The organism is Streptomyces sp. A18 (assembly GCF_059026065.1).
The window spans coordinates 455,307-479,902 of sequence record NZ_JBWLKL010000002.1 but is presented as its reverse complement, the minus strand read 5'-3'; the positions used below and the strand labels follow the sequence as shown (position 1 = coordinate 479,902).

At 70.2% G+C, this 24,596-nt stretch carries 22 protein-coding genes and 1 pseudogene; 15 read left to right on the top strand and 8 right to left on the bottom strand.

The annotated features are described in order from the left end of the window. Positions 1–108 precede the first annotated feature (108 nt). The 3 genes from AC5P1C_RS04970 (at position 109) to AC5P1C_RS04960 (ending at position 2,720) form a co-directional block, all read left to right on the top strand. On the top strand, positions 109–921 hold the full coding sequence (locus tag AC5P1C_RS04970) for a glycerophosphodiester phosphodiesterase (RefSeq protein ID WP_493864407.1): 813 nt from the start codon (positions 109–111) through the stop codon (positions 919–921). A 62-nt stretch (positions 922–983) separates the two neighbouring features. Continuing rightward, a complete protein-coding gene (locus tag AC5P1C_RS04965) occupies positions 984–1,622 on the top strand; it encodes an ATP-binding protein (protein WP_493864406.1) in 639 nt (212 codons plus the stop codon). A 132-nt stretch (positions 1,623–1,754) separates the two neighbouring features. Next, positions 1,755–2,720: a DUF5926 family protein gene (locus tag AC5P1C_RS04960; RefSeq protein ID WP_493864405.1), complete on the top strand. Its 966-nt coding sequence runs from the start codon at positions 1,755–1,757 to the stop codon at positions 2,718–2,720. A gap of 224 nt (positions 2,721–2,944) precedes the next feature. Here the strand turns inward: AC5P1C_RS04960 and AC5P1C_RS04955 are convergent. Both AC5P1C_RS04955 and AC5P1C_RS04950 read right to left on the bottom strand, forming a co-directional pair. Next, positions 2,945–3,594 (bottom strand): annotated as a pseudogene (locus AC5P1C_RS04955) (hypothetical protein). Positions 3,595–3,639: 45 nt separating this feature from the next. Beyond that, positions 3,640–4,317 carry a bifunctional DNA primase/polymerase gene (locus AC5P1C_RS04950; protein WP_493864404.1) on the bottom strand — a complete coding sequence of 226 codons (678 nt, stop codon included), beginning with the start codon at positions 4,315–4,317 and terminating at the stop codon, positions 3,640–3,642. A gap of 538 nt (positions 4,318–4,855) precedes the next feature. Between AC5P1C_RS04950 and AC5P1C_RS04945 the strand changes: the two genes are divergently transcribed. Then, complete coding sequence (locus AC5P1C_RS04945) at positions 4,856–6,289, top strand: PP2C family protein-serine/threonine phosphatase (RefSeq protein WP_493864403.1); 1,434 nt, start codon at positions 4,856–4,858, stop codon at positions 6,287–6,289. Between the two features lie 99 nt (positions 6,290–6,388). Continuing rightward, positions 6,389–7,885 carry an aminopeptidase P family protein gene (locus tag AC5P1C_RS04940; protein WP_493864402.1) on the top strand — a complete coding sequence of 499 codons (1,497 nt, stop codon included), beginning with the start codon at positions 6,389–6,391 and terminating at the stop codon, positions 7,883–7,885. Positions 7,886–7,956: 71 nt separating this feature from the next. On the opposite strand, the gene AC5P1C_RS04935 is transcribed toward AC5P1C_RS04940, so the two are convergent. Further along, positions 7,957–8,454: a carboxymuconolactone decarboxylase family protein gene (locus AC5P1C_RS04935; RefSeq protein WP_493864401.1), complete on the bottom strand. Its 498-nt coding sequence runs from the start codon at positions 8,452–8,454 to the stop codon at positions 7,957–7,959. Positions 8,455–8,501: 47 nt separating this feature from the next. On the opposite strand from AC5P1C_RS04935, the gene pdxR reads away from it, so the two are divergent. After that, positions 8,502–9,977, top strand: coding sequence for a MocR-like pyridoxine biosynthesis transcription factor PdxR (gene pdxR / locus AC5P1C_RS04930; RefSeq protein ID WP_493864400.1), 1,476 nt, complete (start codon positions 8,502–8,504; stop codon positions 9,975–9,977). A gap of 54 nt (positions 9,978–10,031) precedes the next feature. Here the strand turns inward: pdxR and AC5P1C_RS04925 are convergent, their stop codons facing one another. Beyond that, positions 10,032–10,475, bottom strand: coding sequence for an ATP-binding protein (locus AC5P1C_RS04925; RefSeq protein ID WP_493864399.1), 444 nt, complete (start codon positions 10,473–10,475; stop codon positions 10,032–10,034). Between the two features lie 269 nt (positions 10,476–10,744). Between AC5P1C_RS04925 and AC5P1C_RS04920 the strand changes: the two genes are divergently transcribed. The 9 genes from AC5P1C_RS04920 to AC5P1C_RS04880 all read left to right on the top strand — a co-directional run bounded on the left by AC5P1C_RS04920 (position 10,745) and on the right by AC5P1C_RS04880 (position 20,660). Then, complete coding sequence (locus AC5P1C_RS04920) at positions 10,745–11,575, top strand: hypothetical protein (RefSeq protein WP_493864398.1); 831 nt, start codon at positions 10,745–10,747, stop codon at positions 11,573–11,575. Between the two features lie 162 nt (positions 11,576–11,737). Further along, positions 11,738–12,496, top strand: coding sequence for a YcnI family copper-binding membrane protein (locus AC5P1C_RS04915; protein ID WP_493864397.1), 759 nt, complete (start codon positions 11,738–11,740; stop codon positions 12,494–12,496). Positions 12,497–12,576: 80 nt separating this feature from the next. Then, the gene (locus tag AC5P1C_RS04910) at positions 12,577–13,227 is read left to right on the top strand and encodes an SCO family protein (protein WP_493864396.1); all 651 of its coding nucleotides are present in this window, start codon (positions 12,577–12,579) and stop codon (positions 13,225–13,227) included. After that, a complete protein-coding gene (locus AC5P1C_RS04905; RefSeq protein WP_493864395.1) occupies positions 13,224–13,703 on the top strand; it encodes a copper chaperone PCu(A)C in 480 nt (159 codons plus the stop codon). The genes AC5P1C_RS04910 and AC5P1C_RS04905 overlap by 4 nt, the downstream gene beginning before the upstream one ends. A 14-nt stretch (positions 13,704–13,717) precedes the next feature. Beyond that, a complete protein-coding gene (locus AC5P1C_RS04900; protein ID WP_493864394.1) occupies positions 13,718–15,685 on the top strand; it encodes a copper resistance CopC/CopD family protein in 1,968 nt (655 codons plus the stop codon). An 11-nt stretch (positions 15,686–15,696) separates the two neighbouring features. Then, complete coding sequence (gene efeB, locus AC5P1C_RS04895; RefSeq protein ID WP_493864393.1) at positions 15,697–16,929, top strand: iron uptake transporter deferrochelatase/peroxidase subunit; 1,233 nt, start codon at positions 15,697–15,699, stop codon at positions 16,927–16,929. A gap of 134 nt (positions 16,930–17,063) precedes the next feature. Then, positions 17,064–17,999: a prephenate dehydratase gene (gene pheA, locus AC5P1C_RS04890; protein ID WP_493864392.1), complete on the top strand. Its 936-nt coding sequence runs from the start codon at positions 17,064–17,066 to the stop codon at positions 17,997–17,999. A 550-nt stretch (positions 18,000–18,549) separates the two neighbouring features. Continuing rightward, positions 18,550–19,839: a serine--tRNA ligase gene (gene serS, locus AC5P1C_RS04885; RefSeq protein WP_493864391.1), complete on the top strand. Its 1,290-nt coding sequence runs from the start codon at positions 18,550–18,552 to the stop codon at positions 19,837–19,839. Then, positions 19,836–20,660, top strand: a complete 825-nt coding sequence (locus AC5P1C_RS04880) for an HAD family hydrolase (RefSeq protein ID WP_493864390.1) — start codon at positions 19,836–19,838, stop codon at positions 20,658–20,660. Before serS ends, AC5P1C_RS04880 begins: the two co-directional genes overlap by 4 nt. 355 nt (positions 20,661–21,015) lie before the next feature. Here the strand turns inward: AC5P1C_RS04880 and AC5P1C_RS04875 are convergent, their stop codons facing one another. Genes AC5P1C_RS04875 through AC5P1C_RS04860 form a run of 4 tightly spaced genes read right to left on the bottom strand, consistent with a single transcriptional unit; the run spans position 21,016 to position 24,569 of the window. Then, positions 21,016–21,735, bottom strand: coding sequence for an ABC transporter permease (locus AC5P1C_RS04875; protein ID WP_493864389.1), 720 nt, complete (start codon positions 21,733–21,735; stop codon positions 21,016–21,018). 11 nt (positions 21,736–21,746) lie between these two features. Beyond that, on the bottom strand, positions 21,747–22,658 hold the full coding sequence (locus AC5P1C_RS04870; RefSeq protein ID WP_493864388.1) for an ABC transporter ATP-binding protein: 912 nt from the start codon (positions 22,656–22,658) through the stop codon (positions 21,747–21,749). After that, entirely contained in the window at positions 22,655–23,560 is a 906-nt protein-coding gene (locus AC5P1C_RS04865; RefSeq protein ID WP_493864387.1) for an ABC transporter permease, read from the bottom strand. The genes AC5P1C_RS04870 and AC5P1C_RS04865 overlap by 4 nt, the downstream gene beginning before the upstream one ends. After that, positions 23,550–24,569, bottom strand: a complete 1,020-nt coding sequence (locus AC5P1C_RS04860) for an ABC transporter ATP-binding protein (protein WP_493864529.1) — start codon at positions 24,567–24,569, stop codon at positions 23,550–23,552. Before AC5P1C_RS04860 ends, AC5P1C_RS04865 begins: the two co-directional genes overlap by 11 nt. Positions 24,570–24,596: the final 27 nt, after the last annotated feature.

Here is a 24,596-nt window from a genome sequence, read left to right as displayed (position 1 = left end):
GGGCACCATAAGCCGATCCTGTGGATCCGGCTGTGTGTGCTGCGTCCGGCTCGGTGTTCGCCACCCTTGGACACACCTGCAGGTACCCCGTAATGGCACGATGACGCGGTGACCCTCGCACGACAGCAACAGATCCAGGTCGTCGCCCACCGTGGAGCCTCCGATGACGCCCCCGAGCACACGCTGGCCGCGTACAAGAAGGCGGTCGAGGACGGCGCCGACGCTCTCGAATGCGATGTACGCCTCACCGCGGACGGACACCTCGTCTGCGTCCACGACCGCCGCGTGAACCGAACGTCGAACGGCCGCGGAGCCGTGTCGGCCCTGGAGCTCGCCGATCTCGCCGCGCTCGACTTCGGCTCCTGGAAGAACAACCACGGTGAGGCCGACGAGGGCCCCGACTGGGAGGACACCTCCGTCCTCACCCTGGAGCGGCTCCTGGAGCTGGTGGCCGAAAGCAATGCTTCGGGGCGCGACGTCCAGCTGGCCATCGAGACCAAGCACCCCACCCGCTGGGCGGGCCAGGTGGAGGAAAGGCTGCTTCTTCTACTGAAGCGCTTCGGTCTGGATTCCCCGCCCTCCGACGGCCCCTCTCCCGTACGCGTCATGAGCTTCTCGGCACGCTCCCTGCAGCGGGTGCGGGCCGCGTCCCCCACTCTGCCGACCGTCTACTTGATGCAGTTCGTCTCGCCGCGCCACCGCGACGGCCGCCTCCCCGAAGGTGTTCGAATCGCCGGACCGGGCATGCGGATCGTCCGCAATCACCCCGCCTACGTGGCCAAACTCAAACGTGCGGGCCACCGGGTGCACGTGTGGACCGTGAACGAGCCCGAGGACGTGGAGCTCTGCGTCGAACTCGGTGTCGACGCCATCATCACCAATCGCCCCAAGCAGGTGCTGTCCCAGTTGGGCCGCCGCTAACCGCCACCGCGCCGATTACAGGGAGTGCACCGGCGCGTTCGGTCCGTATTCGATCGTTACGAGTGCGTCACCGCACAAGGATTGGCCGGTTTCCGGTCCAGTCCATTGGGGCATTCACACCGTGGCGTGGGGCGAAGGAGGTCTCGGGGGTGGCGTTGGTGGTGGCACGGGAGGTGCCCGCGTCGTCGAGCATGGCCGTACCCCATGGCCCGGCGGGCGTGGGAGAAGCAAGGCACCGGATGCGCGAACAACTGCGCAGGAACGGAGTGCCGGAAACGGTCGTCGACGATGCCGTACTGATCCTTTCGGAATTGCTCAGCAATGCCTGCCGGCACGGCAGGCCGCTGGGCGAAGGAATGGTCGGCGACGGTGATGTCCGTGCCGCCTGGCGCGTGGAAGCGACAGGCAGGTTGACGGTCGAGGTGACGGACGGTGGCGGCCCGACCCGCCCCGTTCCTGCGACGCCCTCGGTCACCGCGCACGGCGGTCGCGGGCTGAACATCATCACGGCCCTCGCCGACGCGTGGGGCGTGCGCGACGACACCCATGGCGAGGTCACGGTGTGGGCGGCCGTACATGCCGGACACCGCCACGAGGACTTCGCTACGCGCGTCGCGACCCCGTCGGGCGCTGTCGCGGCCCCGTCGGGCGCCGTGAGACCGGAGCTCGCGTACGCGGACCCCTTCGACGAACTCGACTGAAGACCTCGCTCGGCGGCTTCACTGACTCAGGCTGAATCCCGACGCCCTCTGGGTGAGCGGCTAGGCTCGCGCCCGTACGCCCAAGACGTACGAAGAGCCACGCTGGAAAGCCGCATCCGGGAGACACCCAAGATGGCCAAGAAGCGCCCTCAGACCAAGGGCAAGCAGCCGCAGCTGACGGACGGGCAGGTTCCTGTCGTCGGTGCCCGCGAACCCTGCCCCTGCGGTTCGGGCCGCCGCTACAAGGCCTGTCACGGCCGGGCCGCCGCGCACGCGGTGACCGAGCTGGTGCAGCGCCCCTTCGAAGGGCTGCCCGGCGAGGGCGACTGGGTGGCTCTGCGCGAGCTCGTCCCGGCGGCGACCGTCGAACTGCCCCTCAAGGACGGGCTGCCGGAGGGCGTGCCCTCCGTCTCCCTGGCGACCGTCCTGCCGATGGCCTGGCCCGCGCTGCGCCGCGACGACGGCTCGGTCCTGCTCGGCCTGCAGAACGACACCGCGTCCGGCGACATCAGCCGCGACCTCGCCGACACCCTCCAGCGCGCCCTGACCGCCGAGCCCGGCTCCCCGGTCCAGGCCCGCCGCGCCCCCGCCGACGGGCCGCGCCTGCAGGACGTCCTCGACCCCGACGGCGCGTTCGAGCCGATCGTGCACGAGGGCTTCGAGTTCTGGGTGCCTGACTCGGAGAACGCGTCCACGGAGGTCTCCGCGTCCCTGGAGCGGGCCAACGCCGCCGCGATCCCGACCGTGAAGCTCTCCGGCGTGGACAGCGCCTACTGGTGCGAGACCCCGGAGAAGAACCACCTCCGCTGGGTCATGCCGCACCCCGAGGAGCAGCTCCTGGACGCGCTCGCCCGGCTGCACGCCGCAGGTACGTCGAGCCTGGGCGAGGGCACCCGGCTGGTCGGCTCCTTCCGTGCGCACGGTCTGACGGTGCCGGTGTGGGACCTGCCGAGCGGAATGGGCGCCGAGGACATCGAGAAGCCCGCCGCCGAGTTCGCCGAGCGGCTCGCGACGGCGCTCGCCGACGATGCCCCGCTCACGCCGGACGAGCGCAGGGCGCGCGGCGGTCTCACCAACCGCCAGGTGACACTGAGCTGACCCACCAGTCAGTCGGATGGAAGGCGTGACTCCCGTCACAACTCCCCGTCGTCGCAGGTGAATCCCTGTCTGGATATTCGAGATCGAATTTGCCCAGAGCAGATCTCTTGTTACCGTTCAGGTAGCCCGGTTGCTGGTGCATCCCCCGTCGCCAGCAACCGGGCGCTTCCATGTCCGGCCCGCTGTCCGGCCGACTGCCAGGCCGACCTGCGATCTCAACTGGCCTACCGCCGAGCGGAGTTGCTCCCGGAGCGCAGGAGCAACGGCCCGCCACTCCCGTCGGCGAACTCCACCACCGCCGAATACGCCTCGGCTTCCCCGCCGTACGCTCCCGCGGCGTCTCGCACGCCCCCGGTTCGTCGCCGGCGCCCACCGCACAGTGCATCTGGACGGTGCGTCCGCCCGGCCCCATAACGGTCAGTACGGCGCTCAGCTCATCACCTGTGGTGTTGCGGTAGTACGTGCGTCCCCAGGTGTCGTGCCCCTGGGTCAGGACGCAGGTCTGGGCTTCGATGCCCTTGGGGGAGGTGAGTTCGGGGCCGCACTGGGCGGCGCTGTCGAGGCCGAGCCCCGTCAGGAGAGACGCGTCCTTCGAAGACCGACCCTCCGAAGACTGGTGGCCCTCCGAAGAGCGGTCGCCCGAAGTCGCGCCCTCCGTAGAGGGCCGTTTCGAAGTCGGCTTCTCCCGGGAGGGCTGTTTCGCGTCGGGATCCGGCGCGACCCCCGATGCCGCGTACGCCTGCCGATCCGACGGCTTGGCTTCGGCGTCACCGTCGCCCACGGGCCCCGCGGACGCGCCGGCGAGCGGCAGGAGAACCGTAATGGCCACGACGCCCATGAGCGCGATCAGGCGGGGGTTCATGGAGCCTGACATTAACGACGTTTGAGGGGCGCCCGGCTCGCCGCGCGCCCATTTCCCCTACAACTCGGGCGCGCTCACACCCGTACGAGTGAGCGCGTCCACCACCGCGTCCACCACGGCCTCGACGTCGGGCACCCACGGCGCCGCCGAGCCGGGCAGCGGAGCCCGCTCCCAGCGCACGGGACCCTGCCCCGTCCCGGAGGGCGGCAGGGCGAGATACCCGCCCTCTCCGTGGAAGCGCAGTGAGCCCGGCACGAAGTCCTTGGCGTACAGCAGGTCGCCCAACTGCTCCATGGAGTACGGCGCGACGAGGATGAAGAGGCGCGCGGGGGTCGCCACGACCGGGCCGAGCCTGATGCCGGTCTGGTCGAGTGCGGCCAAGGCGCGCGCGCCCGCGATCGCGGGCAGGCTGACGGCGCACGGGGCGCTGGCGCCGGTGGCGAGCACGATGGGGGCGTCCGGGCGGTTCGTCCACCACCAGCGCACCATGCGCTCGTCGGTCGTCGCGGCGAGGAGGCCGGGGTCGAGGGGATGCGCTCCTGGCACCGTGCAGTCGGGGTCGGGGCAGGCGCAGCGGGTGCCGTCTCGCCGGTCGAGTCCGACACCTGGCACCACGGGCCACTGCCAGGCCGTAGCGAAGGTCAGGGCCGCGCCGATCAGACCAGGACTCTGGTCAGACTTCCTGCCGGTGAGCCTGGACAGGAGCCTGCGTCGCCTTCCGAGGATCTCGCGCATGAGCGCTCGTTCCTTTCCGTATACACGCCGAGGAACACGGCGGGCCACATCACACCATGTGTGGATCACTTCGCTGTGCGTAGAACTGGCGCATCACACCCCAGCCTGCGGCATGGGGAACCCCTAGGGGCCGAGCGTTAGCGTGGCGTGGGGTGGCGGTTCCTGGCGTTTGCTGTCCCGCATACTTATCGCCGCCTCCCCCACGGGAGGATGGGGCACGGTCGTCGTGAGTTAAGACGCCCGGGTCCGTCGCCAGGTTCCGGGCTGATCCCAACTGCCCCTGGTCATCACCGAGTACGTACCCATCACGGCCGCTGTGACGCGCCTCCCGTGCCTGAGGGCCTGGGAGTGCCCCTTGTTGAACAATCCCAGTCGATCGCAATATGCCGTCACCTCAGGCACTTTTGAGCCAAGTTACCAAGATCGCCGAAACGCCACAGAATTCCCACGGACACCAGGAATCCCAGCTGGACAATGCTGGACATCCCCTCATCAGTGCGTGTAGATGTGGAGAACATTGCTAGCGGCGCAGAATGACATGGGGGTTTGCGATGCTATTGAGCAATACGCACCGGCCGGAAAGCCGTCAGCCATGAACGCTCCGCACCTCCCGAAAGTGGCCGGAATCGATTCAACTGTTCCGCCACAGGACCACACTGTCGCGCCCGCCCCGCAGGCCCAAGGCGCACCGACCCTCATGATCCAGGACCGGCTCGCGGGCTGGATCTCCGATCTGACCACGCTGCAGGAGCTCACCGAACGCCTGGCCCGCACGGCCACCCTCGACGAGGCCCTGCACGAACTGCTGCGCGCCGGAGCCGCCCTGGTCGGCGCCCGCCGCGGCCTGCTCGTTCTGGAGCCCACCGACGGGCTCGGCCCCGACACCACCGTCGGCCTCGGCCTGGCCCGCGCCGACCTCGGCCACATCGAGACGGTGCCCCGCGCCGCCACCGCCTTCGGCCGGCTCCTCGACGCGCCGCCCGCGCTGCCCGGCGCCGAGACCGAGATCGTCAACGCCGATCTGCTCGCCGACAGCACCCTGGACCCCCGCCACCGCGAGGTGGCCACCCGGCTCGGCTACGCGGCGAGCTACGCCCTCCCCCTGTCCGCCGAAGCGGCGGGCCGGATCGGCGCCGCCGTCTGGCTGTACGACGAGCCCGCGGAGCCCGGCGAGCGCCAGCGCCACCTCGTCGGCCTCTACGCACGCCAGGCCGCCGAGCACCTGGCGCGGCTGATCGAACTGGACCGCGCACGCACGACGGAGGCCACCCTGCGCGAGGAGCTGCTGCCCTCGCGCCTGCCGCGGGTCGCCGGGGTGCAGCTCGCCGCCCGGCACCGCACCTCCGCGCTCGGAGGCGGCGACTGGTTCGACGCGCTGCCGCTGCCCGACGCCGCGCTCGGCCTCGCGGTCGGGTCCGTCACTGGGTCCGGGCCGAGCGCCGTCGCCGCGATGGGGCGCCTGCGGGCCTCCTTGCGGGCGTACGCCGTGATGGAGGGCGAGGACCCCGTCGCCGTCCTGTCCGATCTGGAGCTGCTGCTTCGGCTCACCGAGCCCGCGCGGTCCGCGACGGCCCTCTTCGCGTACTGCGAACCGGCCCTTCGCAAGATCGTCTTGGCCGGGGCCGGGCACAGCCCGCCGCTCGTGATCGGCGAGCGGCGCACGGAGTTCGTGGAGACGTCGCTCTCGGCGCCGCTGGGCATGCTCGCGTGCTGGGAGGCGCCGAGCGTGGAGTTCCAGCCGGAGCCTGGAGAAACGGTGCTTCTCTACACCGACGGGCTGCTGCACCGCACCGGAGACCCGATGGACCGGGCCTTCGCGCGGCTGCACGCGGCGGCGGCGAGCGTGCCGAAGTCGGTGCGTGACGACCCGGACGCGCTCGTGGATCACGTCCTGCGGACGGTGCTGCCGGACGGTCTTGACGCGGTCGACAGCGACGAGGACGTGGTTCTCCTCGCGGCCCGTGTCGAGTGACCCCCGCAATACGGCATGTAATGGGCCTTCCGGCTCTGGGCCCCCTTCCGTACGCCCGTACGATGGAGGGGGCCCAGTGTCGTACATAGGAGGCAGATCGTGTCGGAGGAGCTCATTTCGGAGAACCCGGAGACCCCGGAAGACCTGGAGATCGAGTCCGAGGAAGAGCCGATCAAGCAGCGCAAGAACGGCCTGTACCCGGGAGTCTCCGACGAGCTCGCCGAGAACATGAAGTCCGGCTGGGCCGACACAGAGCTGCACGACCTGCAGCCGATCGCCCAGGCCGAGCACACCGCCGCCCGCCGTGCCGCGCTCTCCGCCCGCTTCCCGGGCGAGCGCCTCGTCATCCCCGCGGGCAATCTCAAGACCCGCTCGAACGACACGGAGTACGCCTTCCGCGCCTCCGTCGAGTACGCGTACCTGACCGGCAACCAGACGGAGGACGGCGTACTCGTCCTGGAGCCGACGGACTTCGCGGACGGCACGAGCGGCCACGAGGCCACCATCTACCTGCTGCCGCGCTCCAACCGCGAGAACGGCGAGTTCTGGCTGGACGGCCAGGGCGAGCTCTGGGTCGGCCGCAGGCACTCTCTCACCGAGGCCGAGACGCTGCACGGCATCCCGGCGTCCGACGTGCGCGAGCTGGCCGGGCAGCTGCGCGAGGCGACCGGCTCCGTCCGCGTCGTCCGCGGTTACGACGCCGGCATCGAGGCCGCGCTGACCGACAAGGTCACCGCCGAGCGCGACGAAGAGCTGCGCGTCTTCCTCTCCGAGGCCCGCCTGGTCAAGGACGAGTTCGAGGTCGGCGAGCTGCAGAAGGCATGCGACTCGACGGTCCGTGGGTTCGAGGACGTCGTACGCGTCCTGGACAAGGCCGAGGCGACCAGCGAGCGCTACATCGAGGGCACGTTCTTCCTGCGCGCCCGCGTCGACGGCAACGACATCGGCTACGGCTCGATCTGCGCCGCGGGCCCGCACGCCACGACGCTGCACTGGGTGCGCAACGACGGCGCCGTGCGCTCCGGGGAGCTGCTGCTGCTCGACGCCGGTGTGGAGACGCACACGTACTACACCGCCGACGTGACGCGGACGCTGCCGATCAACGGCCGCTTCGACGCACTGCAGCGGAAGATCTACGACGCCGTGTACGAGGCCCAGGAGGCCGGCATCGCGGCGGTCAAGCCGGGTGCCAAGTTCCGCGACTTCCACGACGCCGCGCAGCGCGTGCTCGCCGAGAGGCTCGTGGAGTGGGGGCTCGTGGAGGGCCCGGTCGAGCGTGTCCTGGAGCTGGGCCTCCAGCGCCGCTGGACCCTGCACGGCACCGGTCACATGCTCGGCATGGACGTCCACGACTGCGCTGCCGCGCGCCGCGAGACGTACGCCGACGGTGTCCTTGAGCCCGGCATGTGCCTGACGGTCGAGCCCGGTCTGTACTTCCAGGCGGACGACCTGACGGTGCCCGAGGAGTACCGCGGCATCGGCGTGCGGATCGAGGACGACATCCTCGTGACGGCCGACGGCAACAAGAACCTGTCGGCGGCGCTGCCGCGGCGTGCTGATGACGTCGAGGCGTGGATGGCTGAGCTCAAGGGCTGAGTGTCTTCCCCGTCTCAGGAACCGGGCCTCTTCTTTAAGAAGGGGCCCGGTTTCGCGTTCCCCGGCAGGGTCTAGCGCTCGTCCTCGCCCGCCACCTTGGCGGTGCTCAGGGCGATGCGGTTCCAGGTGTTGATGGTAAAGATCAGGGCCAGTACGTGGCCCAGCTCCGTCTCGTCGAAGTGCGCCGCCGCGCGGGCGTAGACGTCGTCCGGGACGCCGCCCTGGTGGACGAGCGTGACGGCCTCGGTGAGGTCGAGGGCCGCCTGCTCCTTCTCCGTGAAGAAGTTCCTGGCCTCGCGCCAGACGCCGACCATGTGCAGCCGCGCCTCGTCCTCGCCCGCCTTGCGCGCGTCGGAGGTGTGCATGTGCAGGCAGTACGCGCAGCCGTTGAGCAGCGAGGCGCGGATCTGGATCAGCTCGACCAGGGCCGGGTCGAGGCCGTCGCGGGCTGCGGCGTCGAGTCCGATCACGGCCTTGAAGGCCTTCGGGGCGGCCTTGGCGAAGTTGAGGCGGGGGGCGTGGGTGTGGGACGGGGCGGCGGTCTGCGTGGCGGTCTCATTGTTCGTCATGACCATGAATCTACGGGCCGGATAGACCCAGGATAGGGTGCATTTTCATGCCGGAATCATGGGTCAATTTGGCCGAGCGCATCGGGAGTGACCTGCACCTGGAGCTCTCCGGGGCGGGTGGCCGCCGCGCCGTCCTCATCCGCGCGCTGCGCGACGCCGTGCGCGAGGGGCGGCTCGCTCCGGGGACGCGGCTTCCGCCCTACCGCTCGCTCGCCGCCGATCTGGGCATCGCCCGCAACACGGTCGCCGACGCCTACGCCGAGCTGGTCGCCGAGGGCTGGCTGACCGCGCGGCAGGGGTCGGGCACGCGGGTGGCCGACCGGGCGGCGCCTCCCCCACGCACCCGCGTCCCCAAGCGGGCCCCCACCCGGCCCGCGAAGCCCGCCCCGCCCGCGTACGACCTGCGCCAGGGCCGGCCCGACCCCGCATCCTTCCCTCGCACCGCCTGGCTCGCCGCGGCCCGGCGCGCCCTCAACTCGGCGCCGAACGAGGCCTTCGGGCCGGGTGACCCGCAGGGCCGCATCGAGCTGCGCAGGGCTCTCGCCGACTACCTGGGGCGCGCCCGTGGGGTGCGTACCGCCCCGGAGCGGATCGTGGTGTGCTCCGGGTTCGCGCACGCCTTGCGGCTGCTCTTCGGGAGCGGGGGAGGCGGGGTGCTGCGGGGCCCTTCCCCAAGCTCTCGGCTTCGCTCGAGCAGGGGATACCCCATCGCCGTGGAGTCGTACGGCCTCGGCTTCCATCGCTCCATCCTCGCGACCGCGGGCGTACGGACGGTCCCGCTCGGCCTCGACGAAAAGGGCGCCCGGATCGAGGAGTTGACCGAGAGTCAGCGGATCAGGGGGGTACTGCTCACACCCGCACACCAGTTCCCGACCGGCGGCCCCCTCGATCCGGCCCGGCGCGCGGCGGTGATCGACTGGGCGCGCGCCCGCGACGGACTCGTCCTGGAGGACGACTACGACGGAGAGTTCCGGTACGACCGGGAGCCGGTGGGCGCGGTACAGGGTCTGGACCCCGAACGCGTCGTCTACATGGGCTCGGTCAGCAAGAGCCTCTCTCCCGGAGTGCGTCTGGGGTGGCTTGTTCTGCCCGAACACCTCATCGACGGAGCGCTCGCGGCGAAGGGCGAACGGGAGGCGTGGGCCGGCGTCATCGACCAGCTCACGCTCGCCGACCTCATCGAGTCGGGCCATTACGACCGGCACATCCGCCGCATGCGCCAGCGCTACCGTCACCGCCGCGACCAGCTCGTCTCCGCGCTCGCCGCGCACGCCCCGCACATCAGCCCGACCGGAGTCGCCGCGGGCCTGCACGCCGTCCTGCGGCTGCCGCCCGGCACCGAACAGTCCACCGCGAAGGCGGCCGCCTGGCAGGGCCTCGCGCTGGAGGGCCTGGCCGAGTTCCGCCACCCGGAGGCCACGATGCCCGCGCCCGACGGCTTGGTCGTCGGCTACTCCACGCCGCCGGAGCACGCGTACGAAGCGGCGCTCGCCGCCCTGTGCAGGGCGCTGCCATCGGGCTGAGCCACCCGGGGGCATCGGGGGCCACCCGGGCTCCGGGAGGGCCTTCAGAGGGCTTCAGGCCGTGACGAGCGGTGTGTCCTCGCGCCACTTGAGGATCTTGTCGAAGCTGATCACCGCGCCGCCCCTGCCCCCCGGCTTGTTGCCGAAGTGCACATGATCGGCGAGCTCCTGGATGAGGTACAGACCCCGCCCGTGCTCTGCGGTGTCGGACACCGGCTGCGCGACGGGCACGAATCCCGGTCCGGAATCGGCCACTTCGATGCGGCACTTCTCGCCGTCGAGGTACGCCGTCACCCGATACGCCCCGGCCGCGCCCTCGGGGACCGGCGTTCCGCCGTGCTCCACCGCGTTGGCACAGGCCTCGCTGAGAGCCACCGACAGGTCGTACGAGACGTCGGGATCCACCCCCGCGCTCTCCATCGTGCCGATCAGCAGCCGACGGGCCAGCGGGACGCTCGCAGCTTCGCGCCGCAAATGGAGAGACCACCACATGCTCATGCTCCAGCCTCCTGGCCGCGGCTCGACATACCGATACGTATTGCCGCAAGCGCCCGTGTATAAGCGCGCAGTTGACGTGATGCCGCCCATACGGCGGACGCGCGGGCGGCTCCGGACGGTGTAGACACGCCCCCCAAGGGCAACTTTCACGCCCCCCAAAGGCACCCATTCAGTTCCTATGGGCATCGAATGGGTGCTCATCGGCATCCATGGGAGCTTGCGGACCTGCCGCATGCGGCAGGTAAGGCCAGTGCAATGATGTTCCGGCCATGACTGCCCCCCACCCACGCGAAGCGCGCGCCGGAGTCGACCTCCGGCTCCTGAGAGCCTCGGTGTTCGCCGTGCTCTGCGTCGTGCTGTCCGCCGGGGGCCATGTGCTCGCTTCCTGCGCCGCCGTCCCGCTGTGGACGCTCGGCGTCGGATTCCTGGCCGTCCTCGCCGTCGCGGCACCGCTCGCCGGGCGTGAGCGCTCACTGCCGGGCATCGCCGGCGCGCTCGCTGCGGGGCAGGTGGGCCTGCACGCGCTTTTCGGGATCGGCCAGCACGGCGGCGCGACGGCGGCGACCGCCGCGACCGCGGACACCTCCTTGGTGGAGCGGGCCGCGCGTCTGGTGTGCGGGGCGGGCGCGGCCAATCTCAGCCCCGCCCAGGCCCACCGGATCCTGACGACGTCGGGCATGGAGCCGGGCGGCGGGGCCTCGGGCCACGCCATGCACCACAGTGACCCGGCCTCGGCGGCGGACACGGCGATGGACTCGATGTCCCTGCTGCCGTCGCTTCCGATGCTCCTGGGGCACGTCCTTGCCGCCGTCGCCGCCGGATGGCTGCTGCGCCGCGGCGACGTCGCGCTGCTCCGGCTCGTGCGGCTCTCGGCGCACGGGGCGTACGGAGTCGCCGAGGTGGCGCTCATGCGTTCCCTGCGCGGGGCGTTCGCTCTCGTACGCGCCCTTCGTGCCGGGCTTCCCGGGACGCCCGGCGCGATGCTCAGGACGCCGCGCCTCGCCACCCTCGTACCGCCAAAGCCGCACACCACCGCGCTTCAGCACACGGTGATCAGGCGGGGCCCGCCGACCGGCGCCGCACTCGCACTCGCTGCCTGACGCGACGCACTCCTACCGCAGCACTACGGAGAGGTGCCTCACGGCCGGCGGCGTCCACGCGCGCGTGCCCGCTCGGTTCGTCGCCGCGCGCCCTCTCCCCTGATCACCACTGCTGGTCCGATCAGCACTGTTGATCACCACCGCTGAAAGTGGAGTGTTCCCATGTCTGTTCTGTCCGCGCTGTCCACCGTGAAGGCCTCCCGCGTCTCCGTCGTCGGTGGTGTCGCCGCCTCCGCGGTCCTGCTGCTCTCCGTCCCCGCCTTCGCGCACGTCAGCGTCACGGCCGAGGGCGAGGCCGCCAAGGGCGGCTACGCCACGGTCAACTTCAAGGTGCCGAACGAGATGGACGACGCCTCGACGAACAAGCTCGAGATCTCCTTCCCCGAGGACCACCCCCTCGCCTCCGTCATGACGCAGCCCGTCCCCGGCTGGACCGCCAAGGTCACCAAGGCCAAGCTCGACAAGCCGCTCGAGATGCACGGCGAGAAGATCGACGAGGCCGTCTCCAAGGTCACCTGGACCGCCGACGGCAAGGGCGTCCAGCCGGGCACCTTCCAGAAGTTCCCGCTCTCCATCGGCGCGCTGCCCGAGGACGCCGACCAACTGGTCTTCAAGGCTGTCCAGACGTACGACAACAAGGAAGTCGTCCGCTGGATCGAGCCGCAGCAGAAGGGCCAGGAAGAGCCCGAGCACCCTGCTCCGGCCCTCGCTCTGACCGCCCCGTCCGAGGACGGCCACGGCGCCGCCGCCTCGCACGACGACGCCAAGGAAAACGCGAAGTCGGACGACAAGACCGAGTCCGCAGCCTCCTCCGACAGCAGCGACTCCACCGCCCGTGTGCTCGGCATCGTCGGCATCGTCGTCGGCGCCGCCGGCGTGGCCTTCGGGGTCCTCGCCGGCCGTCGGCGCACCACCAGCTGAGCCACTCCTTCGGGCCGCGCCGGGGGCGTTTCGACCGCCCCCGGTGCGCCCGGCCCCCCTAACATCTGGGACATTTTCGTATGCGCAAGAAGAAGCTGCTCGCCGCCGCCATGCTGGCCGCGGCCGCCCTCACCCTGTCCGCCTGCGGCAGCGGTGACGACAGCAAGAAGCCCGTCGCGGACGTCTCCGTCGAGTCCAACGGCGACAAAGCCGCGACCATCCTCGACAAGCCCTTCGAGAAGCCGGACCTCGTCCTCACTGACACGCACGGCAAGAAGTACGACCTGCGCGCCGAGACCAAGGGCAAGCCGACGCTCGTCTACTTCGGCTACACCAACTGCCCGGACGTCTGCCCCCTGACGATGAGCAACATCGCCGTCGCCAAGAAGCAGCTGCCCAAGGCCGAGCAGGACGATCTCCAGGTCGTCTTCGTCACCACCGACCCCGAGCGCGACACCCCCGCCGCCCTCGGCAAGTGGCTCAAGGCCCAGGACACCGACTTCATCGGTCTGACCGGCGACTTCGACACCATCCAGGGCAGCGCCCGCACCCTCGGCATCAGCATCGAGCCCTCCAAGAAGGAGAAGGGCAAGGTCGTCTCGATGCACGGCACGCAGGTCATCGCGTTCTCTCCGAAGACCGACGACGGGTACGTCCTGTACGGCGAGGACGCCACCGTGGACGACTACACCAAGGACCTCCCCAAGCTCGTCAAGGGAGCGACCCCGTGAACCGCCGCATTCTCGTCAGCGGGGCCATGGCACTGACGGCGGGCCTCGCCCTCGCGGGTTGCTCGGAAGCCTCCGCGGACAAGACGTCCGACAAGCCCGAGCTCAAGGTCTCCGGCGCCTTCATGCCCGAGCCCGCCATGGACACCATGGCCTCCGGGTTCTTCACCGTCACGAACAAGGGCGGCGCCGACGAACTCACCTCGGTGACCAGCTCCGTCGCCAAGAAGGTCACGCTGCACAGCACCAAGGGCAACGCGATGAAGGAGCAGAAGTCGTTCGACGTACCCGCGGACGGCGAGCTCGACTTCACGCGGGGCGGCAACCACCTCATGTTCGAGGAGCTCAAGCACAAGCCGAAGCAGGGCGACAAGGTCGCCGTGACGCTGCACTTCGCGAAGTCGGACCCCATCGAGATTGAGGTTCCGGTGAAGGCCGCCACGTACAACCCCAAGCCCGGCAAGCACGCGTCGCACTGAGGGACTGATCGCTGATGCAGACCATCGCTCCCCGCTGTGGAGCTCGCTCCGGGGCCGCCGCCCGCTTCGGGATAACCCCGGGCGCCGGACGGCTGCTGCTCGTCGTTGCCGTCTTCCTCGGCGCGCTGCTGGCCACGGCGACCCCGGCCTCCGCGCACGCGGCGCTGACGGGAAGCGACCCCAAGCAGGGGGCGGTGGTCGACAAGGCGCCCGCGAGCGTGTCGCTGACCTTCTCCGAGAAGGTCGCCATGTCCGACGGCTCCGTACGGGTACTCGACCCGGCCGGCAAGCGTGTCGACACCGGCAAGACCAGTGACCTCGGGGCCAACACGTACGGCGTGAAGCTGCACAAGGGGCTGCCCGACGGCACCTTCACCGTCGCCTACCAAGTCGTCTCCGCCGACAGCCACCCCATCTCCGGCGCCTACACCTTCTCCGTGGGCGCGCCGTCCGACACCAAGGTCGCGCTGCCGGACCAGGAGGCGGGCGGCGGATTCGTCGGCGGGCTCTACGACTTCGCGCGCTACCTCTCGTACGCCGGATTCATCCTCGTCGTCGGCGGTGCGGCCTTCGTGCTCGGCTGCTGGCCGCGCGGCGCCGGCGTGCGGCCCGTGCAGCGCCTTGTGGTGTCCGGCTGGGTCACGCTCACCGCGGCCACCCTCGTGATGCTGCTGCTGCGCGCGCCCTACACCGGGTCGGGGAAGCTCGCCGACGCCTTCGACCTGGCCAAGCTCGGCGACGTACTCCAGACGAAGACCGGAGCCGCGCTGGTCTCCCGGCTGCTGCTGCTCGCCGCCGCCGCGCTCTTCATCGCGGTGCTCTTCGGTGCGTACGAGAAACGGACCGACCCCAAGGAGCGCAGGGACCTCACCTTCGGGCTCGCGATCGGCGGCGGCGTCGTCGCCGTCGGGCTCGGGGCGACCTGGGCCATGGCCGAGCACGCGTCGACCGGCATCCAGGCCGGGATCGCGATGCCCGTGGACGTGGTGCACCTGCTCGCCGTCGCCGCCTGGCTCGGCGGGCTCTCGGCGCTCGTCGTGGCCCTCTACTTCGCGCCGTCGGTGGACGGCGAGGCGGTGCGGCGCTTCTCGCGCGTGGCGTTCTGCAGCGTCGTCGCGCTGGCCGCGACGGGGATCTACCAGTCGTGGCGGCAGGTCGGCTCATGGTCGGCCCTCACCGGTACGTGGTACGGGCAGCTGCTCCTCATCAAGGTCGGCCTGGTGGTCGTCCTCGTCGGCATCGCCGGGATCTCACGGCGGTGGACGGCGCGGATCGCGAACCAGGCGGGCGACATCGCCCCGGAGGCCGCGGCGGCGGCCGTCGTCGAGAAGCGGGCCGAGAAGCGTGCCGCGGCCAAGCGCGTGGAGAAGAAGCCGGTGACGGTGCCCGCCGGGGGCGGTGAGGCGGACTCCAAGCGCTCGGCTCAGCTCGCCCGTCAGCAGGCCGCCATGAACACCGCCCAGGAGAAGCGGATCCGCGACGCGGACCCCAACCGGTCCGGCCTGCGCCGCTCCGTGCTCGCCGAGGCGGGTGTCGCCGTCGTCCTGCTGGCCGTCACCACGGTCCTGACATCCACCGAGCCCGGCCGCACGGAGGAGGAAGCAGCCGCCTCGCAGACGGCCGCCGCCGCGCAGCGGTCAGGCCCGCTCACACTCAAGATCCCCTTCGACACGGGCGCCGACGACGGCAAGGGCACTCTGCAGCTCGACCTGGACCCGGGCCGCACCGGCAGCAACGAGATGCACATCTTCGTGAAGCGGCCGAACGGCAGCGCCTTCGACATCCCCGAGGTGAAGGTCTCCTTCACCCTCGCGTCGAAGGACCTCGGCCCGCTGCCCGCCGCGCCCGACCGCATCGCCACCGGACACTGGAGCGCGAGCGGGGTGCAGATTCCGATGGCGGGCAAGTGGAAGATCGCGGTGACCGTGCGCACCTCCGACATCGACCAAGTGACCGTGAACAAGAACGTGCAGATCGGCTGAACGGAACCACCATGGCGGACAACGGGATCTCGAGGCGGCGGCTGCTCGGCACCGCCGGCGCCACCGGCCTCGCGCTCGGTGCGGCGGGCGGTGCGGCCGGGTACGCCGCTGCACCCTCGGAAACCCCCGAGAAGGCGGCGTCGCTGGCGTCCCTTGGCGCGGACACGGTCATGTTTCACGGGAAACATCAGCCGGGCATCACCACACCCGTCCAGTCCCGCGGCCATCTGGTGGCCTTCGACCTCGCGGCGGGCGCGGGGCGCAAGGAGGCGGCGGCCCTGCTGCGCCGCTGGTCGGCCGCGGCCGAGCGGCTGATGGCGGGCGAGGCCGCCGAGGGCGAGGACACGGACGTCGCCCGGGACGCGGGCCCGTCGTCGTTGACCGTCACCTTCGGCTTCGGCCACAGCTTCTTCAAGCGCACCGGCCTGGAGAAGCAGCGCCCTGCGGCGCTCGACCCGCTGCCGGACTTCTCCTCCGACCGCCTCGACAAGGCGCGCAGCGACGGCGATCTGTGGGTGCAGATCGGCGCGAACGACCCGCTCGTCGCCTTCCACGCGCTGCGCACCCTCCAGAAGGAGGCGGGCGACGCGGCGCGCGTGCGCTGGCAGATGAACGGCTTCAACCGCTCGCCCGGCGCTACCGCGCACCCGATGACGACCCGCAACCTGATGGGCCAGATCGACGGCACGAACAATCCGAAGCCGTCGGAGGACGACTTCGACCGTCGGATCTATGTGCCCGCCACAGGTGACCCGTCCTGGATGGCGGGCGGCTCGTACGTCGTCGTACGCCGTATCCGCATGCTCCTGGACGACTGGGAGAAGCTCGGCAAGGGGCACCAGGAGGCGGTCATCGGGCGCCACAAGTCGGACGGCTCACCGCTGACCGGCGGTACGGAGACCACCGAGCCGAAGCTGGAGAAGGCGGGCGCGGACGGCGAGTACGTCATCGCGCTCAACGCCCATGCGCGCATCACCCGGCCCGACCAGAACGGCGGCTCGGCGATGCTGCGCCGCCCGTTCTCGTACCACGACGGCTTCGACAAGGACGGGGAGCCGGACGCGGGCCTGCTCTTCGTGTGCTGGCAGGCCGACCCGCTCCGCGGCTTCGTGCCGGTGCAGCGCAAGCTCGACCGGGGGGACGCGCTGTCGGAGTTCATCCGGCACGAGTCGAGCGGGCTCTTCGCGGTGCCGGGCGGGGCGGCGAAGGGGGAGTACGTGGGGCAGCGGCTGCTGGAGGGATAGGCCGGCCGCGCCCGCCCGTCTCCGCTCGTACGTCGGCAGGGGTGCCGCCTGGCTGACACGCGCGAGCGCGTGGGGTGGGCGCCGCTCCGTGAGACGCGTGAGCCCTGCCACGGACAGGCCATTAGGGTGACGGTATGTCGGCGATGCGCTACACCTATCTCGGCCCCGAGGGCACCTTCACCGAGGCCGCACTCCGCACGCTCCCCGAAGCGGCCACCAGGGAGCTCGTCCCGATGGTGTCCGTGCCGGCCGCCCTGGACGCGGTGCGCGGCGGCGAGGCGGCGGCCGCGCTGGTGCCGATCGAGAACTCGGTCGAGGGCGGCGTGACGACCACCGTCGACGAGCTCGCCAAGGGCGAGCCCCTGATGATCTACCGCGAGGTCGTCCTGCCGATCGCGTTCGCGCTGCTCGTACGGCCCGGCACGCAGCTCAAGGACATCAAGACGGTGACCGGCCACCCGGTGGCCCAGCCCCAGGTCCGCAACTGGCTCGCGGCGAACCTCCCGGACGCCCTGTGGGAGTCGGCGGCATCGAACGCGGACGGCGCCCGCCTGGTCCAGGAGGGACGCTTCGACGCTGCCTTCGCGGGCGAGTTCGCTGCGGCGACGTACGGACTCGAGCCGCTGGTCAGCGAGATCCACGACGCGGCGACCGCCGAGACCCGCTTCGTCCTGGTCGGCCGCCCGGCCCGACCCGCGGCCCCGACCGGCGCGGACAAGACCTCGGTGGTCATCTGGCTCGGCGACGACCACCCGGGCGCCCTGCTCGAACTGCTCCAGGAGTTCGCCGTGCGCGGGGTCAACCTGATGCGCATCGAATCGCGGCCCACCGGCCAGCGCATCGGCGACTACTGCTTCTCCGTGGACGCCGAAGGGCACATCACGGACCGCCGTGTGGGCGAGGCGCTGATGGGCCTCAAGCGGATCTGCCCGCAGGTGCGCTTCCTCGGGTCGTACCCGCGGGCGGGCGTGGCGCGCGGTGACGTCCGGCCGCTGCGGCCCGGGACGACCGACGGCGAGTTCCTCGCGGCGTCGGACTGGCTGACGCAGTGCCAGGACGGCCGGTTCTGAGCGGTCTTACCTGCTGATTTACGTTGTCCACAAAGTTATCCACAGCCCCCTTCTCGACCTGGGGACAAGTCGACAACGAACCACGACATGGTCGACAAATCGGCCTACAACTCACAAGTCCGTCCACAGTCGAGCACGTCGCCTCTCGTCCACCCTTTTCCAGTGATCAACTCTTTGGAGCGAACCATTTCCACTCGAAAGTGGGTGTGAGGGTGGTTTGGGGCGGGAATCCTTCGTCGCGCATGCGGCTTTCGGAACGATCTTTTCCGGCATCCACAGATCTTTCGCACAGCCTGTGGATAACTTTTCAGGAAGAGATATTCCTGTGGACAACCGGGGCCCCAAGTCCCGCCCCACACAAGGAGATCGAGTCAAGGGGGCGGGTCCCCTCTGCCCCATTTCGGGGAATGGCACCCTTTCCATTGACTCGGCCACAGGCTGAGTCACGTTCGAGAATTCCCATTCCGGCAAATCGGGCATAACACCCTGGAGTGGGTTATCGAGGGTTATCGAGTCGTGAGCCGGAACCGCTCGACGGTAGCCTGGTGGGGTGATTGACCTTCGCCTGCTCCGTGAGGACCCCGACCGTGTTCGCGCCTCCCAGCGCGCCCGTGGAGAGGACGTCGCGCTAGTCGACCTCCTGCTCTCCGCCGACGAGCGGCGCAGGTCGTCCGGGCTCCGCTTCGACGAGCTCCGTTCCGAGCAGAAGGCGCTCGGCAAGCTCATCCCCAAGGCCTCGGGTGACGAGAAGGCCGAGCTCCTGAAGAAGGCCGGCGAGCTCTCCGCCGCCGTCAAGGCGGCCAACGCCGCCCAGGACGAGGCCGACGAGGAGACCAAGCGTCTCCTCGGCCAGCTGGGCAACCTCGTACACCCGGACGTCCCGGTCGGCGGCGAGGAGGACTTCGTCGTCCTCGACACCATCGGCACGCCGCGCGACTTCGCGGCCGAGGGCTTCGAGCCCAAGGACCACCTGGAGCTCGGCGAGATGCTCGGCGCCATCGACGTCGAGCGCGGCGCGAAGGTCTCAGGGTCGCGCTTCTACTACCTCACGGGTGTCGGCGCCCTGCTCGAACTGGCCCTGGTGAACGCGGCGATCGCGCAGGCGACGGAGGCCGGGTTCATCCCGATGCTGACGCCCGCCCTGGTCCGCCCGCGCGCCATGGAGGGCACGGGCTTCCTCGGCCAGGCCGCCGAGAACGTCTACCACCTGGAGAAGGACGACTACTACCTGGTCGGCACCTCCGAGGTCGCGCTCGCCGGTTACCACATGGACGAGATCATCGACGCCGACAAGCTGCCCCTCCGGTACGCGGGCTTCTCGCCCTGCTTCCGCCGTGAGGCCGGCACGTACGGCAAGGACACCCGCGGCATCTTCCGGGTGCACCAGTTCGACAAGGTCGAGATGTTCTCGTACGTCGACCCGGCGGACGCGGAGAACGAGCACCAGCGGCTCCTGGAGTGGGAGAAGCAGTGGCTGACCGGCCTCGGCCTGCCCTTCCAGGTGATCGACGTGGCCACGGGTGACCTGGGCTCGTCGGCTTCGCGGAAGTTCGACTGCGAGGCGTGGATCCCGACGCAGGGCAAGTACCGCGAGCTGACCTCCGCGTCGAACTGCGACACCTTCCAGTCCCGCCGCCTGTCGATCCGGATGCGCGAGGAGAGCGACGGCAAGAAGGTGACGCAGCCGCTCGCGACGCTCAACGGCACGCTCTGCGCCGTACCGCGCACGATCGTCGCCCTCCTGGAGAATCACCAGCAGGCCGACGGCTCCGTGTGGGTGCCTGAGGTACTGCGTCCGTACCTGGGGGGACGAGAGATCTTGGAGCCCATCAACAAGTGAGCCACCCTGCTCCTGTCACGCCGTCCTTCCCGTACAAACTCGTCGCGACCGACCTCGACGGAACGCTCCTGCGCTCCGACGACACGGTCTCGGCGCGTACGCGCGACGCGCTCACCGCGGCCACCGCGGCGGGCGCCGCGCACATCATCGTCACCGGCCGTGCCGTGCCGTGGACCCGGCACATCCTGGACGATCTGGGCTACGACGGCCTGGCCGTGTGCGGGCAGGGCGCGCAGGTCTACCACGCGGGCGAGCACCGGCTGCTCACGTCGGTCACGCTCGACCGGCAGCTGGCCGGTATCGCGCTCGCGAAGATAGAGGCGGAGATCGGCCCGCTGGCGCTCGCCGCGAGCCGTGACGGCCTCGACGGCGAGGTGATCGTGGGTCCTGGGTACGCGGTCCAGGACGGCCCGCTGCCCGCCGTCCCGTTCACGGATGTCGCCGAGTTGTGGGCGGCCCCGCTGAACAAGGTGTACGTCCAGCATCCTGGCCTGAGCGACGACGAGCTGGCCTCGGTGGCGCGTCAGGTGGCGGGCGGCCTGGTCGGCGTGACGATGGCCGGCGAGGGCATCGTCGAGCTGCTGCCTCTCGGCCTCTCCAAGGCGACGGGTCTGTCCCTCGCGGCCCGCCGACTGGGCGCGAAGGCCGCGGACACGATCGCCTTCGGGGACATGCCCAACGACATCCCGATGTTCGGCTGGGCGGCCCACGGCGTGGCGATGGCCAACGCCCACGAGGAACTCAAGACGGTGGCGGACGAGGTGACGACGTCGAACGAGGACGACGGCATCGCGGTGGTGCTGGAAAAGCTCCTCGGCTGACCGTTCCGTCGGCCTGACCCCTGCGCAGGCCTGACCGAGCCGCAGGCCTGACCGTTCCGCAAGCCGACGCACTGAGCCGGGACCGAATGATTCGGTCCCGGCTCAGTGCGTCGTTGGGTGGGCGGCCCGCGCAGCGAAGTGCGCGCTCGAAGCGGCCGCCCCGGGCAACTCCCCCGTGGGCGGGGCTCTACGGAGCGAGTGACTACTCCGAAGCCTGCCGCGGGCTGCCCTGCTGGGAACTCGACGGACCGGTGATGGACACGTCGGCTCCTCTCCCAGTAGGCGGGCGCCAGGCTCGTGGCGCGGTGACACAACTACTGTGCCCCGCGCCCCGGATCGCCCGCCACTGAATTAATCACTCCTCCCCGGCCAGGGTCAGCGAGCGCAGCTTCTGCCCCGCGTACCACGTGGCGAGCACCGTGACGCCGACCAGGAGGACCGTGGCGACCGGCAGACCGACGTCCGAGGTGACCAGGTCCCCGCCTGCGGTCTTCTGGGCGACGGCAAGGGACCACTGCTGGACGCTGAGCGTGCGCGCCCCGGAGACCAGCGACCCGAAGAGGGCCTCCCACACGAGGGCGTAGACGAGTCCGAAGACCACCGCGTGCCGGGTGATCGTGCCAAGGAGCAGGAAGATCGCGGCGTACGCGATGGAGGCGACCAGGGCGGCGATGGTGTAGGCCACCGCGATCTGCTGGCCGTTGCCGTTCAGGATCATGCCCGCGATGAAGGTCGGGATCGCGGAGAAGGCCATGGTCACGGCGATGGCCACGGTCAGCTTGGTGATGATGATCGTGGGCCGCTTGACCGGCTTGGAGAGGAGGTAGACGACGGAGCCGTCGTCGATCTCCGGGCCGATGGCTCCGGTGCCCGCGATGACGCCGATGATCGGCACCATCGTGGCGAGCGCGAAGCCGCCGAGGAGGTCGGAGGCGACCTGGTCGTCGGGGCCGCTGAAACCGCGGACGGCGGCGGAGATGACGATCAGCAGGACGGGCAGGGCGAAGAGGATCAGCGCCCTGCGGCGGCCGAGCAGGGCCCGGTAGGTGAGCCGGGCGACAGTGGGGTCGTACACGATGGCTCCCTTCAGGCCGCGACGAGATAGGAGAAGACCGACTCGAGGGACTCGTCCGAGGGCGAGACCGTGAGCAGCCGGATGTCGTGATCGCGGGCGATGCGTGGCAACAGGGCGGTGAAGCGCCCGAAGTCGATGGCTTGGATGCGCAGGGCGCCTTCCTTGAGGTCGACTTCGATTCCTGCCGTCGACGGGTCTGCGATCAGGGCGGCGGCCAGAGCGCGATCGTCGCTGGACCGCACGAGGTAGCGGTGGGGGCGGTCGGTCATCAGGCGGCGGATCTTGCGGAAGTCGCCGCTCGCCGCGTGCCTGCCGGCCACGATCACCTCGATGTGCGAGGCGAGTTGCTCGACCTCTTCGAGGATGTGCGAGGAGAACAGGACCGTGCGGCCCTCGTCCCCCATGCGTCGCAGCAGGTCCATCAGCTGCATGCGCTGGCGGGGGTCCATGCCGTTGAACGGCTCGTCGAGCAGGAGCACCGACGGTTCGTGGACCAGGGCGGACGCCATCTTCACGCGCTGGCGCATGCCCTTGCTGTACGTCGAGATCTTGCGGTCCTGCGCGTACTCCATCTCGACCGTGGCCAGCGCCCTGTGCGCGGCCCGCTCGTCCAGGCCGTGCAACTCGGCGTTGGCGACGACGAATTCGCGTCCGGTGAGGAAGTCGTACATCGCCTCGCGCTCGGGGACGATGCCGATGTCCTTGTAGATCTGTTCGTTGCGCCAGATCGGCTTGGCGTCGAGGGTGACGCTGCCGGTGGAGGGGGCGAGGAAGCCGCCCATCATGTTGATCAGGGTCGACTTGCCCGCGCCGTTCGGGCCGAGGAGGCCGGTGACGCCGGGGGCCACGTTCATCGTGATGTCGTTGACCGCCACCACGTTGCCGAACCAGCGGCTGGTGTGGTCGATGTTGATGGTGCTCACAGCCCGACCTTTCGGTAGCGGCGCATCATCGCGCCGTAGCAGCCCGCGATGAGGGCGAGGACGACGATCACGTAGATCACGCCGGTGCCGGTGGAGGGGCCTTCTCCTCCAGGGAAGGCGGAGGTCGCGCCGAGGAAGGCGGTCTGTACGCCGTCGATGAGCGTGATCGGCGAGAAGAGGCCGAGCCAGGCGATGGCGTCGGTGCTGCCCTGTTCGTAGGCGATGGCCTGGACCGTGGACACCGCTCCGTAGCTGATGGTGAGGACGGCGATGACGGCGGCGATCCCGAAGCCGCGGCGGGGTGTGATCGCCGAGACGACGAGGGCGATACCGGCGAAGAGGAGCGAGAGCAGCGCCACGGAGACGAGCCCCTGGGCGAAGCCCTTCGTCTGGTCCGCGAAGTCGAGCTTGGCGAGCAGCGCCCCTACGTAGAGGACGAGCAGCGGTGCGGCCGTGAGGACGAAGAGGGCCGAGGCCATCGCCGCGAACTTGGCACGTACGTAGTCGCTGTGCTCGATGGGGCGGGAGAAGTAGAGGGGGACGGTCTTGAAGCGCAGGTCGCGGGAGACCGTCTGGGGGGCCTGGGCGGCGAGGTAGAGACTGATGACGGCCTGCAGCACGATCGCGTAGCGGGTGTAGTCGAGGGGGAGGTCGTTCGCCTTCGTGGTCACGGCGACCGCCACCATGATCGCGGCGGGGACGCACATCACCGCGAAGAGGATCATCGGCAGGACCTTGGACTTGGCCGAGCGGCCGAGGCCGTACGCCCCGCGCAGGCTCTGCGAGAAGAGCGAGCGGCGGGCATAGGCGCGGCCCAGGCGCGGTCCGTCGTAGTTGCGATAGCCGATGTTGTGGATCTGGGTCTGTTCGCCGGCGTGTGCCGGGGGCTGCTCAACCGCCATGGCGGACCGCCTCCTTCCGCGCTTCCTCGTCGGACTGCTGAGGCTGTCCGGATGCCCCGGTCTGCCCCTCGGACTTCTCGGACTGCTCGGACTGGAAGACCTCTGCGATGTGGTGCCTGCGCTGTTCCATCCGGACCAGGCCGAGGCCGAGGTCCGCGACGAGATCGCGGACCAGGTCGTACGTCTGGTCGCCGTCCGCTTCGAGCAGCACGGTGTGTCCGGCGCCGGGCAGGCCGCTTCCCTCGTGGGTGGCGACCCCGCGCCCCTGCAGCGCCTCGCGGAACACCTTTGTGCCGTCAGGGTGTTCGTCCGTGTCCGTCACCTCGACGGCCAGCGTCGTGGTGGTCTGGGTGAAGTCGGTGGTGGAGCTGGACCGCAGGAGCTTGCCGCCGTCGATGACGACCACGTGGTCGCAGGTGCGCTCCAGCTCGCCGAGCAGGTGCGACGTGACCAGGACGGAGATGCCGAAGTCCGTGTGGACGCGGCGGATGAGGCCCAGCATCTCGTCACGGCCCACCGGGTCGAGGCCGTTCGTCGGTTCGTCCAGGAAGACCAGGTCCGGGTCGTGGACGAGGGCCTGCGCGAGCTTCACGCGCTGCTTCATTCCCGTCGAATAGCCCCCGATGGGGCGGTAGCGCTCTTCGTAGAGACCGACGTGCCGCAGGGTGTCCGCGGTGCGCTCGCGGGCCGCCGTGGGCGGCAGTCCCGACATGCGCGCCATGTGGACGACGAATTCGGTGGCCGACACGTCGGGCGGCAGGCAGTCGTGTTCGGGCATGTAGCCCACGCGCTCACGGATCTGGCCGCCACTGGTGGCGACGTCGAGGCCGAGCACAGCGGCGGTGCCCTCCGTGGCGGGGGAAAGACCCAGCAGGATCTTGATCAGTGTGGACTTGCCGGCTCCATTGGCTCCGACGAGTCCGGTTACACCGGGCCCGATATCCATGGAGAGCCGGTCAAGCGCGGTCACCCTCGGGAACCGCTTGCTCAGGCTTTCGGTCGCGATCACAGTCACGTTTCGAAAGTAGTGGCGCAG

What these genes read in the sequence shown, in the direction of transcription:
- pdxR (WP_493864400.1), top strand. Translation starts at nt 8,502, where the DNA reads ATGCCGGAATCATGGGTCAATTTGGCCGAGCGCATCGGGAGTGACCTG.
- AC5P1C_RS04935 (WP_493864401.1), bottom strand. Translation starts at nt 8,454, where the DNA reads ATGACGAACAATGAGACCGCCACGCAGACCGCCGCCCCGTCCCACACC.
- AC5P1C_RS04900 (WP_493864394.1), top strand. Translation starts at nt 13,718, where the DNA reads ATGCAGACCATCGCTCCCCGCTGTGGAGCTCGCTCCGGGGCCGCCGCC.
- AC5P1C_RS04865 (WP_493864387.1), bottom strand. Translation starts at nt 23,560, where the DNA reads ATGGCGGTTGAGCAGCCCCCGGCACACGCCGGCGAACAGACCCAGATC.
- AC5P1C_RS04945 (WP_493864403.1), top strand. Translation starts at nt 4,856, where the DNA reads ATGGGGGTTTGCGATGCTATTGAGCAATACGCACCGGCCGGAAAGCCG.
- AC5P1C_RS04925 (WP_493864399.1), bottom strand. Translation starts at nt 10,475, where the DNA reads ATGAGCATGTGGTGGTCTCTCCATTTGCGGCGCGAAGCTGCGAGCGTC.
- AC5P1C_RS04915 (WP_493864397.1), top strand. Translation starts at nt 11,738, where the DNA reads ATGTCTGTTCTGTCCGCGCTGTCCACCGTGAAGGCCTCCCGCGTCTCC.
- AC5P1C_RS04960 (WP_493864405.1), top strand. Translation starts at nt 1,755, where the DNA reads ATGGCCAAGAAGCGCCCTCAGACCAAGGGCAAGCAGCCGCAGCTGACG.
- AC5P1C_RS04920 (WP_493864398.1), top strand. Translation starts at nt 10,745, where the DNA reads ATGACTGCCCCCCACCCACGCGAAGCGCGCGCCGGAGTCGACCTCCGG.
- pheA (WP_493864392.1), top strand. Translation starts at nt 17,064, where the DNA reads ATGTCGGCGATGCGCTACACCTATCTCGGCCCCGAGGGCACCTTCACC.
- AC5P1C_RS04950 (WP_493864404.1), bottom strand. Translation starts at nt 4,317, where the DNA reads ATGCGCGAGATCCTCGGAAGGCGACGCAGGCTCCTGTCCAGGCTCACC.
- efeB (WP_493864393.1), top strand. Translation starts at nt 15,697, where the DNA reads ATGGCGGACAACGGGATCTCGAGGCGGCGGCTGCTCGGCACCGCCGGC.
- AC5P1C_RS04910 (WP_493864396.1), top strand. Translation starts at nt 12,577, where the DNA reads ATGCGCAAGAAGAAGCTGCTCGCCGCCGCCATGCTGGCCGCGGCCGCC.